Origin of the sequence: Halomonas qinghailakensis (genome assembly GCF_025820815.1) — a bacterium.
Taxonomy (GTDB): Bacteria; Pseudomonadota; Gammaproteobacteria; order Pseudomonadales; family Halomonadaceae; genus Vreelandella; species Vreelandella qaidamensis.
Genome location: NZ_CP096973.1, coordinates 3,041,293 through 3,056,400, shown reverse-complemented (window position 1 = coordinate 3,056,400; position 15,108 = coordinate 3,041,293). Strand labels below are relative to the sequence as shown.

General features: G+C 51.3%; 10 protein-coding genes. 3 read left to right on the top strand and 7 right to left on the bottom strand.

The window, feature by feature from the left end; genetic code table 11:
- Positions 1-98 precede the first annotated feature (98 nt).
- The 5 genes from M0220_RS13960 to M0220_RS13940 form a co-directional block, all read right to left on the bottom strand.
- On the bottom strand, positions 99-1,811 hold the full coding sequence (locus M0220_RS13960) for a DUF262 domain-containing protein (RefSeq protein ID WP_264017995.1): 1,713 nt from the start codon (positions 1,809-1,811) through the stop codon (positions 99-101).
- A 17-nt stretch (positions 1,812-1,828) separates the two neighbouring features.
- Positions 1,829-5,062, bottom strand: a complete 3,234-nt coding sequence (locus M0220_RS13955; protein WP_264017994.1) for a DUF1156 domain-containing protein — start codon at positions 5,060-5,062, stop codon at positions 1,829-1,831.
- Positions 5,063-5,146: 84 nt separating this feature from the next.
- Positions 5,147-5,776: a DUF7680 family protein gene (locus tag M0220_RS13950; RefSeq protein ID WP_264017993.1), complete on the bottom strand. Its 630-nt coding sequence runs from the start codon at positions 5,774-5,776 to the stop codon at positions 5,147-5,149.
- A 5-nt stretch (positions 5,777-5,781) separates the two neighbouring features.
- Positions 5,782-9,054 carry a DUF499 domain-containing protein gene (locus M0220_RS13945; protein WP_264017992.1) on the bottom strand — a complete coding sequence of 1,091 codons (3,273 nt, stop codon included), beginning with the start codon at positions 9,052-9,054 and terminating at the stop codon, positions 5,782-5,784.
- Between the two features lie 334 nt (positions 9,055-9,388).
- A complete protein-coding gene (locus tag M0220_RS13940) occupies positions 9,389-11,053 on the bottom strand; it encodes a nuclease-related domain-containing DEAD/DEAH box helicase (RefSeq protein ID WP_264017991.1) in 1,665 nt (554 codons plus the stop codon).
- Between the two features lie 152 nt (positions 11,054-11,205).
- Here M0220_RS13940 and M0220_RS13935 point away from each other — a divergent pair, with 152 nt between their 5' ends.
- Complete coding sequence (locus M0220_RS13935) at positions 11,206-11,508, top strand: hypothetical protein (RefSeq protein WP_264017990.1); 303 nt, start codon at positions 11,206-11,208, stop codon at positions 11,506-11,508.
- Positions 11,509-11,707: 199 nt separating this feature from the next.
- Positions 11,708-12,664, top strand: coding sequence for a restriction endonuclease (locus M0220_RS13930; protein ID WP_264017989.1), 957 nt, complete (start codon positions 11,708-11,710; stop codon positions 12,662-12,664).
- 71 nt (positions 12,665-12,735) lie between these two features.
- Here the strand turns inward: M0220_RS13930 and M0220_RS13925 are convergent, their stop codons facing one another.
- The gene (locus tag M0220_RS13925; RefSeq protein ID WP_264017988.1) at positions 12,736-13,116 is read right to left on the bottom strand and encodes a hypothetical protein; all 381 of its coding nucleotides are present in this window, start codon (positions 13,114-13,116) and stop codon (positions 12,736-12,738) included.
- A gap of 3 nt (positions 13,117-13,119) precedes the next feature.
- Complete coding sequence (locus M0220_RS13920) at positions 13,120-14,082, bottom strand: ADP-ribosylglycohydrolase family protein (RefSeq protein ID WP_264017987.1); 963 nt, start codon at positions 14,080-14,082, stop codon at positions 13,120-13,122.
- Positions 14,083-14,188: 106 nt separating this feature from the next.
- On the opposite strand from M0220_RS13920, the gene M0220_RS13915 reads away from it, so the two are divergent.
- Positions 14,189-15,094: a metallophosphoesterase gene (locus tag M0220_RS13915; RefSeq protein WP_264017986.1), complete on the top strand. Its 906-nt coding sequence runs from the start codon at positions 14,189-14,191 to the stop codon at positions 15,092-15,094.
- The last annotated feature ends 14 nt before the right edge of the window (positions 15,095-15,108 follow it).

Sequence of the window (15,108 nt, the reverse complement as noted above, 5' to 3'; positions counted from 1 at the left end):
TAATCAAATTATGGGTTTTTTGATGCAAAATTCAGCTAGTGAAATGAACGCCTACCAGAACCAAGAAGGGGAAGCTAATAAGCACCTCAGCCTTCAGGCTAGAGATTTTCAATCTCTTCCCATGATAAGCCAACTCCTAACTGCCATTTTTCTTCAAATAATTTTAACAACGCCTTTTGACGGCCTTGGACAGTAGCCGGTGCCCACTCATCATGGTTAAGCACATCCGTAGATATCGCAAAGCTTGAAACGCCATTACGTGACCTGAAGTAACGCTCTTTTTTCCTAACAAAATCGTAATTTGACGCTTCTGAATTTTTCTTACGACTAAGGAGCAGCAAGTTACCAATACGATCTACCCAATTTTCGCGTTGCTCATCATCCCAATCTAGCCGCCACTGAGAATCAGTCGCTGGGTTTTGCGGTAACACATGTTCAATCGTTTTGGTTCTTTCACGATAGCTAACATATTGATCAGACATAAAAGCATCTAAACGCATCGTGATGTACAGGCGTAGCCGTCCAGAATAACGATAAACATGGTTATTCAACCAGTACAGCGTGTCTTTACGTTCACTGAGGCTAAGATCAAGTGCCGAACCCTCAGCCAAGAGATCCTTACCTTCTTCTAACTCTTGTAAAACCAAACCAAAACGATTGATTCGCGGGGTGGCATATACACCACGGATGAATAGGCTAGCCCCTAAGCGCTCTAGCCTTTCAAGATGCGCACTGAGCACATCAGTGTCGTTATCAAAACGACGAACAAACTCCATCGCTACCGGTATCCAGTCACTGTTATTCAAGTAATGTAGCCATTCAATTAATTCATTTATTCTTTGAGCATTTGATTCACTTTTGAAACTACGATTTATGATGATTTCAAGTGTATCTGCATAAGGGAGCAATACATTATCAAGCAGTTTTTTTCCACTAGCGGTTGGCTTTACCACATAGTCAGAGAACTCATCCAAAACAGAACGGCGATATTTTTCTTTACGGAAGATCATCCGGACATGGGCAAAAAGATCATTAAAGCTATCACGCCCTAATCGCTCTTCCATGTCTTCCCATAGCTCGGTATATCCTTCGCGCTCATGCTCTCCAATGCTGCTGATAATACTAGCTTTGAGAATGTCAGAAGGAGCCAGATCTAGGCCGCGGTCATTCATTACCGAAAAAATTCGATATGCCGATTTGAAGTTTTCGGTAGTAACCAAAACAAGCAAGCACTTTTGAACAATGAACTGTCCAAACTGCCCCACCAGCTCGTCATCAATATCTGCTAGACGGCTTTGAAATGCTCTCGCATTATTAATTAAATTAAGCTTTGAGTCTTTGTAACGACTGACATCAAGAACCTCCAGCTCCTCAATTCCCCCAGGTAATTGAATATATTTTCCGAAAAAACTGCGATCTTTCTTGCGAAGATAAAGACGGGGTTTAGGGGAGAGATCCAGCGTGATATCACCTGGCTCCATAATATATTTATCGAATGCACCGCCCCACTTCGGATGCCCTTTAAGCCGATCACGAATAGCAGCCAGCAAAATGGTCAACGTCGTTAGCCTTTGCTGCCCATCGACAACATCAGCTTGCATGGACTGATCACTTTTGATGAGCACGATACTGCCAAGAAAATACTCTTCGCTCTTATCTTCCTGCTCACGAAATGTCCAGAGGTCATCAAATAGCTCTTCTGCGTGTTCTATCTGCCATGAATAAGGGCGCTGGTAGTCTGGTATTTCAAACTGAAAGTCACTGGAGAATACCTTGTGTAGTTTTAGTTCTGCACCCTTAATAGAGCTCATGCAGCCTCCTCGTATGTTTAGAGTTCGTAATCAATCAACTGAGCTTCGCGCTTGAGCTCGTCATCGCGGCATTCTTTGGCCCAAACCTTTAACAGGCCACGCAGGGCATCGCTTTCGCGCTTATCATGTTCGGTTAGGTAGTTACGAGCGGCAACAATACCACCATCGCGGTAGGTAACGATCAAGCCACCCAACACATCCCATAGGGTTTGTGGGCTTTGCAAGCGGGCTGAGGCGCGCTCTTCTGGTTTGAGCAGGCGCAGCTTGTTACCACGAATAGCCAGCGGTGCTGCGCGTTCGTCTTCGCCCACATTGGCATAGGCGACCAGGTCATTGCTAACACGGTAATTGCCGTTACGGTTCTGCAGGCGGAAGTTAAGAGAGCGGCTCATCTGCAGCGCATCGTCAAACGCGAAGTCTCCCAGGCCATTGATACCCAGTGCAATGACCGCAAGGCGAGATTCAGCGTCAAGATCGTCAACGGTAACCAAGCCACCAGAAAGGCGGCTTACCTCCTCTTCGGCCACTACGCGGGCGGCTTCTTGCATGGCGCGTGTAGGCGGTACGTCTTCATCGCCGTCTTGCACCGGCCAGTGAGCGGAGTAGACACGTAGCGCACGGCCCCAAGAAGCAATCATCCTATCCACAGGGTTGAGCTTAAGTCGCTCAAACTCCACCAGACCTTCACGTACAGCGGTTTCTAGCTTGCCCTTAACTTCAAAACCCCAACTGGAGGGTTGGCTATCACGGCGATCCGCAGGGCGGCAAGCAATAAAAATAGTCGAGGCTGCTGACGCCATGTTCATTTGGTGAGTGGAATACCCACTTTCAGACTCGACTGGCATACAGGCAGTAATATCCCAACCAGACTGTATTAGAGCGTTGGTCAGCGTTTCCCAGGCGTCAGCGCTTTTGTGGGTAAACATCAGCGTCATGAGGCCATCCGGTTTGAGTACCCGTTTGCTCTCAGCAAAAATACCTCGCATCAGTTCTTCATAGCGCGCCTTGGCGCTCTTGGCAGAGCCATCACGAGAGGGATTAGCCACCGCCTCTTCAGTTTTATCTGTTAATTCCTGGTCAAACCAACCGGGGTATAAATCCGCCAATGTTCTTTTCTGCCAAACATAGTAGAAGTCGGATAGCTCGCTGTATTGCACGTTATTATAGTAAGGAGGATCCATTACTACGGCATCCACACTGGACGACTGAATCTCTGCCATGTCGGTAGCAGATCCCATAATTTGTATTAACTCACTGCTGGTGATGCCTTCCTTAACTCTCTCCTTGACTAGACCTGCCATACCCTTATAAGCATCTACCGCTTGAGAAACTCCCCAGCGGAAAGCTGACGATGGGCCAGCATAAACCATTTCCCCAAAAGTCCATTTCAACGAAAAATCATGCCTACCAAAACCGCCTTTTATAACACCGCGAGTGTACTCCCACCTTGTCTGTCGGCTGTTATAATCAACGATCTTGTCAATGGCAAACTGCAAGTAGGTGATAACGGCGCGGCCTTTATCATCGCCCAGCGTGTCGAGAATTTGCGACTTGGCATCTTGCAAACCCTCCATCACCGTTAAGTGGCCTAGAAGCTGACGAGGTGTAAACATATCCGCCCAGGTTGGCATGCCATAATTTACGGGACGCATATCGTTGCCCTGCGGAAAAGGCTCATTGGGCACTAAGCCTTTCATTTCAAAATCCAGGCGGCGTTCGTTAAGTTTTTTTTCTGCCGCTTTCAGCGCCTCCAAATCTGCCTGATTAGGAGCGCGGAAGTAGCGAATTTTCTGGGTTTTTATTTCGCCTTTTCGATCCCCTGTAGCATAGCGTTGAATATTGCCCTGCTTATCCAGCTTAGGTACCATGCGAATACCTACTACACAGTAAAGTACATCCTGCCATTTGCCATACTCAGATTCGCCACGAGCCTGACGTTTAATTTCATCACTTGGTATAGCTTGTTGGCAATGGACACACTGACCAACGCCGTCAGCGACTGTCTTTGTCAATGTACCTTTCTTATCTTGATCAACGATTTCTTCGCCATTAGAACCATAAGAGAAGGTTTTAATGCCTTGCCGAACCGATTTCACAATTTCGTAAGGCCGAAACTTTACTTTCCCACCATTAGCTTCAATCGCGACGCCCCATTTATCGCCTTCTCTAGACAACCATTGTGAGTTCAGCAAAGGCGCATCACCTTCGCAATGCGGACAGGTGACCTGGCGGCAGTAGAGCAGCCCCATATGATCGTGTTCGGTGGCATAGTCCTCCACCAACTCAGGGTGCTTGTGGAGGTGTGACTCCAACTGTGCACGTTGATCAGCCGGGATCGGGCTGAACGGCGTAAAGGGCGCCATCTTGGCCTCAACCAGTTCACGTAGCTTCTCTCCCCACTCCTGAATATCGCCCAGCAGGCTTTCACCAAAGCGCACGGGATAATCCAACGTGGCTTTCAGAATCACGCTGGCAACTGGGTTAAGCTCGTTGGCAATAACTTTATGGCCGAGACGCAGCGCTTCAAAAGGAATAGAGCCACCGCCAGACGTTGGATCCAATACTACCTTACGCTGGCTCTCGGGGAGCGGCTCAATCGGTGTCGCAAAGGCGCGTGAGTACCCGTAGGAGTCTTCCGGATCCCAACGAATAGCTTTATCCAGTACCTGTTTCACATCATCGCGCTTAGCAAATTCAATTTTGTCTTTAACCCCGGCAGGGTCAGCGGTTGCATGAATCACCCCCAGCTTGCCACCTACGTAGACGCCCATTGTAGGTAATTCTTGTACATCTGTTTTCCAGCCCTGCACTACTGGGTCTTCCTGAAACTCAGGGCTAGCATCCTCCAGCTGCACTATCATTTCACGACAGGTTTTACGACGCTGCTGCTCTTTTTCAACAGCTGCTAGGACAGTTTTATCGACTGGCAACACCCATTGTCCGTCTTCCTCCTGATAAAGGCGCTTAGTAATGGTGTCGTTGATCAACGTCCAATGCTGCTCACCTAGCTTGGCTTGCCAACGCACAATGCCTAAATCACGGATAAATTGCTCTGAATCTGCATCCGCAGGCAACAACGAAGCCAAGATCGCCGCGCGACTAGGAGTTAACGGCCTCCGTGCCCACCAAACGTGCAGATAATAGAGTGGTGGCAGTGCCGAGCTGGCTCCACGTTCACGCTGGGTTTCTGCACCTACCTGGTGACAGGGAAAACCGGCTTCAATCAGGCGCTGGTCGTTGCTGAGATCCATTATGCTGCTTCCTTTGGAACAACAGCCAGGCATACGCCTGGCTGCTTAGTAATAAGTGAGTATGGCGCTGCTTAGCCCGGTCGTTTAACCGCGAGCGCGAACTTTTTCCAAAATACGTGACACGCGTTTGTCGCCTGAATCACCGCATAGCAAAATCCTTAAACCGCTCGTCGCCCAGCTACGCAGGGCTGGGTCTGCGGTGGTCACGTTGGCCAGCCAATAAACGGCTTCTTCACGGGAAAACATCGCTACCCGGCGGCCAATCAGCTCTATGCGGTCAACATCCTTTACTTTGCTTTGCAAACGAAAGAACAGCGCTAAGCGTGCCCCGGCGGTTTCATCCAGGGGAAAGTTGAGATCCGTCTGCTGCAGCCCCTTGGTATTCATGTAAGTTTCTAGGCCAAGCGGTATGCCCTGCTCGTCTTTCACTTCTTCAAGAATACGCTTCAGCACCGGTAAGCAAGCACGCACTGAATCGCCGTATAGATTGCCGCGCTCCACTGTTTTGGCACGCGGGTTGGTCATGCCTTCAGTGTCATCACGGTCTTCCGGCGCAATGCGCTCTTTGATCGTCAGTACCGGCGGCGGCATATCCTTGTGGCGTGTTAAACGCAGTACATAGGGGGAACGGCGCGCCAACTTAGCCAGCTGCGCTTCGTCCACCTGTGAGCTTTTACGTCGCCCGCGGGTTGGGAGGTTGGCATCAGTTGCCATTCGGTTTACGTATCCTTCAGTTGTTCCATCATAGAGACAAATTTACAGTTCTGGTCAAGCTCACCCAGCGTGAGGCGCACTTGATGTTTGCGCTCATCCGTAAAGCGTAGCCGACTGTTCAGCGAAGAGAAAAGCTGGCGGCTCTCGACCAATGCGCTGATAGAGGTTTGTGTCATTCCCAGCTGAAATGCCCCGCCGTCAGGCGTTGCTGCTGCAATCTGCAGCATTTGCACTTCGGTTTTGGATTGGCTCAGCCCGGTGCCTGCCAGCAGGTTAAACAGCTTTTTGATGCTGTCGGATTGCGTCAGCGTAAAGCTCTTGGGCTGTACCTTGGGCGCTCTTAACCATCCACGTTCCTGAGCAATACGGTAAGGTACCAAGATACCTTCTTTTACGCCTTCTAGAGGTACCGTATCGCCGGTCATGGCTTGATCAGGGTCGGCATTGCCCTGCTCGTCAAACGCCGCTTTTGGATAGGCGACTACTACGCGCATTATTAATAAATTGTGTAGCTGCTTTTCCTGCTCTTGAGGACACACCTTGTCATGCGCCTGTTCCACAGCAGTGGCTAGCTCATTGAGGTTAAGCACCTCTCGGCTATTAATCGCCTCTTCTGTCCACTGTGCCACGATATCCGAACCGGTGACGATGTTCTCCAGCCAGCCGATTTGCTTCGCATGGGCCTTGGTGCATACAAACCATTTTTTGCCGTTATCTGCTAGCGGGTCTAGCCCCAAGGGTGGCTCGTTATCTTGATGATAGAGGACTTCCGGCTTGGGATCATTCTGTTGGGAAAAATAACCCAAACACCAACTGCTGCGCTTAGCGCCTTGCACTAAGATCGTAGCCAGCAATTCTGGCGCTTGCAGAATGGGCCACTCTCTACGGCAAGCAAAGTTGGTCACTAAATCGGCAGTTTTTACCTGATTGCGCGTTTGGAAGAAGAGTTTGCCCACCAGTGTCGATATTTCGGCAGTGCTGGCTCGTTCTTCTGTTATTAGCTCGCCCTCTTCGGAGAGCTGCTTAAGAATGGCATCTTCAGTATGGATGCCACCAGAGCCACCTGCCGCTGGACCACTGCCGCGTTTTCCGATATCGCGGGTAACAACTTGCCCATTTTCACGCCCTGAAAAGACCAGCTGACGGTACATTTCATCAATGGCAGTGCGTAACTCTGCAGGCCGCTTGGCTGCGTGATCTTTAAAATCACTGCGCTGCAGCTGCTCGTGGCGAATGTTCCAGTTATCTGGGTTCTCTTTCAGGCGTTCAACAGCAATGGCTTTACGCGCCAAGTGCATAATGTTGTCGCGGGCGCGCTGCTCTTGATGCGTGCGCTGTTCGCTCCAGGTCGTTCCTTTAATGTGCGTGGCGCTGGGCACAAGCAAGAAAATCAGGTTTTGATACTCACGCACTGCGTCACTGCGGCGTTCAATAAACTGGCTAGGGTCTACGTCAGCCACATCAAACGCCACCACACCTAGCTGAGGCTTACGCTGTTTATCAGGAATATCCTCACTAGTATGAATATTGTGGTGGATATCAAATACCGCAGAACTTTTAATCAGCCCCCGTACCACCTGCTCTATCCGTGTCAGCGCTTCGTCCTCCGTCACGCTGCCCTGTATGCGACGCAGAATGTTGTTAAGCGTCGGCACCGTATCAGCATAAAGGCGCGAGTGACGCTCGCGTAAATAGTTAGCTTCGCGCTCTATCAACTCCAATGCCGAGCGAACCGTAGCAGGCTTCATCGCAGGCGAGGCCATTTCATAAACTGCTGAGGTTAAATCAATGCCGTAACGCTCGTCTTCTAAGCCGCCGCCTCGGCCAATCAAACTATGGAGAAACACCACTCGCCACGACCATTCATGAACGGGATACCCTTCAGGGTGCGGGTTGTGGGCATCAAGGTCACCAGCAACAGTACGCGCCGTTGACTGGCTACCGGCCACTTTTGTGACATCGGCATCCAGCACTGCCTGAAAATCTTCGTTGCCGGTTTTGCCTAGCAGCTCAGCGCGGATAGTGTTGTCTGAGAGGTCGATATGGCCGGTCTGGATAAGTGAAATTTCACGCTTAGCTTCCCAAATACGCCGCACGGTACGCGCTAGGGTTCGTAATAGCCCGCGAGTCCCTTGAAACGTCTCTACCTGCGACAACTTCTGCGATAGGAACGCAATCAACGTGGGGTGGAATGGGTAATTGGCCATCAACTCGTTTGATACGGTGACATCCGTAGCGTTAGACGGTAGATCCGTGCCCGCCTGGCGGTACATCTCAACAAAAGCGTCAACAGTTTGTTGAGCCGCTTGTTGATCGACCGAGATAAATAGCCGCTTTGCCATTATCTGCGAAAGATCACCCTCGGTTACCGGCGTGGTGGCCTCGGATGTCCGGCTGACGACATCAAGCGTCTGGCGGCTGGCTATACCAGTAATGGCTTCTGCCTCAGCGCTTGATAGCCCGTGTGTAGATTGCAAGTTACCCATTAGCTTGTTGAAGCCGCCAAAGGCATTGGTTGCCGAGGCTAAACTAATGACGACAGCTAAATTAGCTTTTTCACGCGCGTAAGTAGAGAGCGACATGAGAAATGCCGCTGCCTGTTCCGCTCCAACACTTGGAAAAGCGGCTTCAATACGTGAAAGGTACTGAGCAATTTCATCAACAATGATGAGTGTGGGCTGATCTCCAAAAAGGTGATCAAAAAACTCATCTGATGCAGGGGAAGAAGAGCCATCTAATCGGCTAATAATCGGCTCACGCTGGCTTTCATCCAGCAGCTGCGAAGCAATGATCCACCAAAGCGTATTAGGTTTAGGCTCTGCCCCACCGGCGGTTTCCCGCAGCGTATCCACAGTATCACCTATCACACCCACTACACGGATTTGGCCAGGCTCTCCTAAGCGCTCAGCCGGGACGATATCGGCCATAGGCTCTGCCAAGCGATTGCCTTGCATAGCCGCGTGTAGAAGCGCAATCAGCGTATGCGTCTTACCGCCGCCAAAGGCCGTATCCAGGCGCTGCATGGCTGGGCGCGATAGATCACCATTGACTAGGCGTGCCAGCGCATTATCGACAATCGCACGTAAGCCTGCAGTGGGATAAGTCGCTTCACGGAAAAAGGCTGCCGGATCAGAATAGAGCGACTGAGCGCCTTCCTTAGCAGCCCCCTTGCGATAGTCGGTAAGCACGCGGTTGAGGCTTGCGGTAAAAATTTCCGGGTTGAAGGTTCCCGCCAGAATTTCTGGCCTTGGCTTGCACGTCGTCAAAACGCTTTGCATCGGTGGCTCCCTGCACTGTTTTTCATTAACAGATGAATCTGCAAAAGGCACTCTTAAGCGGTGCTCAGTATTTTTCGTTACGCGTGATGATACGCTAAGGCAACTAAGAGTGTCATGGGCCGGGAATCGAAACGCAAAGGCCCCAAGCCTGGATAAACACATGCCCCGGGTAGTAAAACGCATTATTGCAGCGGGTTATGCACAGCAAACAGAACCGCTTCAACTTGGTTGAGACTTTAGTCTAAATTCGCATTTAACATCGACTGCGAGAGACGAGCAACGCCGTTCTCCTCGTGGAGCTTGGGCAGCTCGAATGCATGATAGACGTTGAGGCTTATTTAAAACTCTGTGCAGACGTAAACACTTCTACCTTAACCCTTGCCCGTGATGCCGCCACATACTCCACTTTCGGGTTTCCCGCCCAACCATTTGCGCCGATATCCACTAGGATTACCACTGGCGCTTCAAGACCTTTTACTGCTGCAACATTAAACATACGCTCGCCATATTGTGGACTGTGCTCTATAAGCGCTTGTAGCACTTGGCTGTTGGCTACCTTGAAGGGAGTAAGTAGCAAGATATCTTGCGGTTGGAAGCCATCTTGCTCCAGCTCGGCAATGGCTTTTTGTAGCAGCGGCCATTGGTCTTGAGGCTTTTTCCAGGTGTGTACAGCCACTGCATTTTGGCTGCTGGGCAGATGCTCCCCTGGCTCTGCGGCTGCACCGTGGCGCTCTTTTAGCCAGCAGGCAATTTCATAGGCATTACGGTAGTTACGATGCAGAGTAAACGGATACGGCACCATGCCTTCGAACACATCTACCGGCAGGTGATAATCCCGTGCGTAGAGGTTTTGGGCAGGGTCTGCTAAAAGCGTCACGCTGGCGTCTTCTGCTAGCATTTCATAAAGCGGCAGCCACCATTCGGGGACGTAGTCTTGTGCTTCATCGACGATAAGGGCATCCCACTGTTCGGGGGCTTTTTGCAAAGCCTCAATCAGCAAATCTGGGGCTGTTTCATTGTAAAAGCGAGGTAGCTCATTCGGCGCTTCCGGCACTGGCCAGCTGATCCCTGCCTGCTTTGCCCGCGTTTGGCAAAGCTCATGAAAGGTGGCTATCTCGATCATACCGAGCTGAGTATCGGCCATTGCTTGGCGATGGGCGCCTGCCAAGGCAATATTGAAGCACAGCAGAAGCACTTTCTTTCCTTCTCTTGCCTGTTGCTCGGCACGCATTCGCGCCAGCACGCTTTTGCCAGTGCCTGCTCCCCCATAAATCGCCATACGGGGAATGTGCTCTAACAGTCGCAGTACCCACTGCTGCTCTTCACTCAAGCGAAACAGTGCCGCTTCCACATCACGGGCTTGTTCAGCCACGCTTGTGGTCAGTGCACACGCAGGGCGTAGCAAATGGTGTTGTATCAACCTGGTTTGCTGTTTGGTAAGCGGTAGCGAATTGACGGCACCCCGGCCCGCCCAAGCCGTGTTTTGAAAACGTGCGATAAGCTGCTCGGCGTTTAAACTCAGCATATCGCCTTTCAGCAAGACGTGGTCGCGGTTAAGGGTGAGCTCAGGAAATGTACCTTGCCATTCTCGCGTGTCAGGAAACACCAACACCGGTGCAATGGGTAACTTGATCCCCGGCAGCACGCGGTTCAGTGCCTGCACCAGGCTGCCGGTCTGCTTTTTTAACTGTTCAAGCGGCGTGGTCGTCAGCTTATGGGTGCCATGGTTGCCCTGTGACCACCACTGCCCTTCCCCATCCAGCCACACGCCGCCACCTTTGACTTCCCAAAGCTGAATGCCGTATTGCGGATGAAATAGCAGGAAGTCGATCTCACCTACCCACGTTCCCTTATCGTTACGGGTTTGCGTAGCCAGGCTGTGCATCACCTCAAGGCCGGAGAAATCTAATACGCGCAGCTGCCGGTAAACGTTGGCTTCCGCCCGGGAAGGTAGCGCGTTGAGCTCGGTCTCGCTCAGGCGTGGGTAAATCTCAGCCAAGTTACCTCCCCAGTTAATCTATATTCGCTGCATGGTTAAGCCAGTAGTCTACCTGGGCTAAATGTATTTGGGCATTCTACTTAAAATAGTGTGAATATACATCGCAGACCATTTGACGCGTTAGCAACTGGCATCGGCTTTGGGAAGCTCACATGAAGCAAGAAATCATTGGGAATACAGTCAGACGGCGTATACAGGAAGCGGTACAAAACACGTCGGAACTCTCGTCTTCTGAAAGTGCGGATGTCGCCTTCCATATGACTGATTGGCTAGGCGACCTAGATCGCTTAGTACAGTTCTATTCAGCGCCAGAGCAATTCAGCGATCAAGAGGTTCACCGGTTATTAGTCAATTTTCTAGTGCATGTGCCCAACCATGTTGCTGCTGCAGCTGCTCTGCTGGCGGACAGCCCAGTTAGCGATATCTTTCAGGTTGGGGCTGTACGGCACGAATAGCCGACATAGGCCAGCTATGCGGCACATCTTGCATTTTTTCTTGGGCTTAATCCTTCTAAGTGCCAGACAACTTATCTGTAGGGATGTGCTCAAAGCCGGCTAGCGTGTGATCGATGCAAGTTATATCAACAATGTGAATATTCATAAAGCCTTATATTAAGGTAAGCTCTTTCAAATTTCATACTACTGAGAACGCCCCATGTTGCCCCAGGTTTTTACCTTTGCGAAAGTGCCCGATACCGCACGCTCTTCCATTTACAATGCGATTAAAGAAGGCAAGTCACGCTTTGGCATGTGGGATCAAGAGGTGTCGCTACGAGAGCAATACCATGGGGCTAACGGCTTCCTGCTTAACATTAAGCCAGGCGACTGGATTGTGCACGTTAACCTGCCAGCCTATGGGCAATGTGTTGCCGTTCAGGTCTGTGGGGAGTATGACTTTGATCAGGGCGTAGAGTGCGCCTGGGGACGCGACTTTTGTAACTATCTGACCGTTGACCCTAGCACCCTAATCGAGTTTTCACGCAACGATACCAACGTCCTTCCATCGGTAAACTTGAGGCCTATGCGTCGCGGTCAACGCGTTTTGAACGTTGCGGATTTTTTGACAAGCATCGAGAATCTGAAAACAAGCCGCTACAACGATATTACGCCTAGCCTAAGAAGTATTATCCACCTGAGAGAACGCGTGAATCAGGACGTTTTACCTCGACTTACGCAGGCCATTCAGGAGATGAACAAAGGCAAGGATTTCGAGATATTTCTGCATGAAGTGTTTATGCAGATGCCACACACCGTGTCGGTTAAAAACGGTTTTGGCTGGCGTACTGATCATGGTGCAGACTTACTCGTTGATTTTCAGAACCCCATTGGTGGTGTAACACTGAGTACGCGCTTGGTAGTGCAAGCAAAGTCCTATTCGGGTGCGCATCACGACCTTAACGCTGTTGATCAGATTGTTGAAGGCATGGAGAAGTACAACGCCGATGGTGGCTTATTGATCACCACAGGGCAGGCAACCGAAACACTTGAGAACTATGCGGCGGAAAAGAGCGAAGCGTGTGGACGCACCATTGACTTGATTGCGGGGCCTGAGGTGGGCCGCTTTGTGCTCCGCCACGCCCCGCATTTATTGATTGGTAATGACTTCACTTAACAGCCTTAAATGCGCACATACGTTGCAACAATGGGCAGACTCACGAAACGAATTAGCACAGACCGCTCTGATCAGCACTGGCCTGCATGTTGCTCAATTAAGTGAAATGGGTATAGCCAAAAATCTACGCTCGGGAAACGGCACTCCCCCGTCTCATCCTCCAAAAATGACAGCACCTTTTGGTAGGTTGGGCTGTCTTCATCAGGCGCCACTGCCAAGTAAATAGACCCTTGGTAACAGCACGGAGCCTTGCCTGGCGCTGCATGCACGCATGGCTCCCATGGAATCTCATTAGCCTCTAGCCACTCAACAACGTGTTGGCGACCCTGGTGATCTTCCCAGTGCGTACCCAAAATATCGTCGTCATGACGCTCATTTTTAAAGGTTAAAAATAGGATATCCCGCTGTGCTTGGAGGCCAATCTCCATCGTGGTCTTAACTAAGCGCGGCATAGTTCACTCTCCACGTTGTTTGAGGGCGTATAGCGCTCTTGCCAGTTGATCTATTTTTTCTCGCCACGCTAACGTCGTTAACCACCGTTCGGGCAGTGCTTTAACTCCCCACGCAGCACCTGCCAGCTGCCCCGTTACTGCAGCAACGGTGTCAGCGTCATCGCCTAAGTTGGCGGCCAGCACTAGCGCTTCTTCCAACGAACGTGCCTGCCAACAGCACCATAGGGCAGCCTCTAGGGTGTCGATGACATAGCCACTGGAAGACACTTCCTCGCGCGACAGCTCACAAAACAGCCCCGCCTGAAGCGCTAAGATACGATCGCCTTGGGCAGGGGTAGTCGGCATCTGTGCGAGCACCTTGCGCAGAGGCTCGCCTTGCAACAACCGCCAAAGCACGGCACCCATTAATGCGGCCGCATCCAGGCATTCGGGGCTAGCATGCGTGGTAAGACTGCTTCGCACCGCTAACGACACTGCCTCTTGCTCGCTATTCGCCACCATAACGGCTGGCGCGAGGCGCATAATGCCGCCATTACCGCTTTGATACGCCTGGGTGCCGCCCGCATTGGTGTCTTGTGTGCGTTCAAAACGTTGCAAGGCATCCAAGGTAGTGCCGCCAATATCAATGCAGCGGCCTTGGCAGGCCATATAGCCTTCACGCCACCAGCGCACGTAGCGGCTTAACTGATCATGCGGATCAAACGACTGGCGACTCACCAGACTTTCAGCCAAACACAGCGCCATGGCGGTATCGTCTGTCCACTCCCCAGAGGCAACATTAAAGACACCGCCTCCGCGCATCTCCGTGTGGTTGGGATGTTGATCCCGGATACAAAATTCCAGTGTGGTACCTAACGCATCTCCAGCTGCTAAGCCTAACAGCGCACCAAGATAACGGTATAACTCATCCATATAGGGATTGATGGCGGGCAGTGGCTGTTGCGGGGGTCGATTCTCGTTCGTCATAAGCGCCTCTACATAAGGTAGTTTTCATACCTTATCGCTCGCATGCGACACCAAGCGTCGCACCCTAATGCGATGCTGGCAGCACTCAACACGGAGGAGAGGCTGCATGAGCAATACACCCCACTACGATATCATCGGTGATGTGCATGGCCAGTTAGCGACGCTGGAGGCACTCTTAACCCGCTTGGGGTATCGCAAGGGGCCGCAGGGTTGGCAGCAACCGGGGCATGTGGCGGTATTTGTTGGCGATATTATTGATAAAGGGCCGTGGCCAGGCGCGGTACTTCGCCTCGTGCGCCAAATGGTCGATGCGGGTCACGCGCTTATGGTCGTGGGGAATCACGAACTGAACTGGGTACGAGACGCGTATCACCATCAAGACGATCTAAGCGCTTTTATTCATGCCACGCGCCAGCATAATGATCGCCAACGGCTGGTCGATGAATTTGCCAACGAGGAAGATGGCCTAGCGCTACTCCTTGATCATTTTCAGTGGCTACGCACACAGCCTCTCTTTTTAGAGCTAGAGCATTGTCGCGTGGTACATGCTTGGTGGCATGAAGCTTCACTTCAGCATTTAAAAGCGATGGGCATTCGCTGCTTGGACGATGCCGCCATGGCCGCTTATGAAGACACGTACTCGACCACCTATTTTGCGATGGATCGAGTGATTGCCGGCTGCGAACACACGGTTCGTCCCTATGTCTCAGCGTCGGGGTTTCGTACTATTAGAAAGCGCGTTCGGTGGTGGCCCAACGACGTGGCACTGATTCACCCTTGGGAGCTCTTACCCACCCAGGCGCGTGAGCATGGCTATCCCCATAACGCCCACCCTACTTTTTTTGGTCATTATGCGCTGACAGGCACCCCGCTGCGCTTGGGCCGTAACGTGGCTTGCCTGGATTACGCGGCGGCTTATGGGGAGGCGCTAGTGGCTTATACCCATTCACCGGGAGCGCCGCTAGCGTTGACAGGTTTTACGAGTGTGGGTGTGATCCATCATCAAGACTGAGGCTTAAAATACCT

Coding starts and splice junctions, on each gene's coding strand:
- M0220_RS13920 (WP_264017987.1), bottom strand. CDS start 14,082: ATGACGAACGAGAATCGACCCCCGCAACAGCCACTGCCCGCCATCAAT.
- M0220_RS13950 (WP_264017993.1), bottom strand. CDS start 5,776: ATGGCAACTGATGCCAACCTCCCAACCCGCGGGCGACGTAAAAGCTCA.
- M0220_RS13925 (WP_264017988.1), bottom strand. CDS start 13,116: ATGCCGCGCTTAGTTAAGACCACGATGGAGATTGGCCTCCAAGCACAG.
- M0220_RS13960 (WP_264017995.1), bottom strand. CDS start 1,811: ATGAGCTCTATTAAGGGTGCAGAACTAAAACTACACAAGGTATTCTCC.
- M0220_RS13935 (WP_264017990.1), top strand. CDS start 11,206: ATGAAGCAAGAAATCATTGGGAATACAGTCAGACGGCGTATACAGGAA.
- M0220_RS13945 (WP_264017992.1), bottom strand. CDS start 9,054: ATGCAAAGCGTTTTGACGACGTGCAAGCCAAGGCCAGAAATTCTGGCG.
- M0220_RS13915 (WP_264017986.1), top strand. CDS start 14,189: ATGAGCAATACACCCCACTACGATATCATCGGTGATGTGCATGGCCAG.
- M0220_RS13930 (WP_264017989.1), top strand. CDS start 11,708: ATGTTGCCCCAGGTTTTTACCTTTGCGAAAGTGCCCGATACCGCACGC.
- M0220_RS13955 (WP_264017994.1), bottom strand. CDS start 5,062: ATGGATCTCAGCAACGACCAGCGCCTGATTGAAGCCGGTTTTCCCTGT.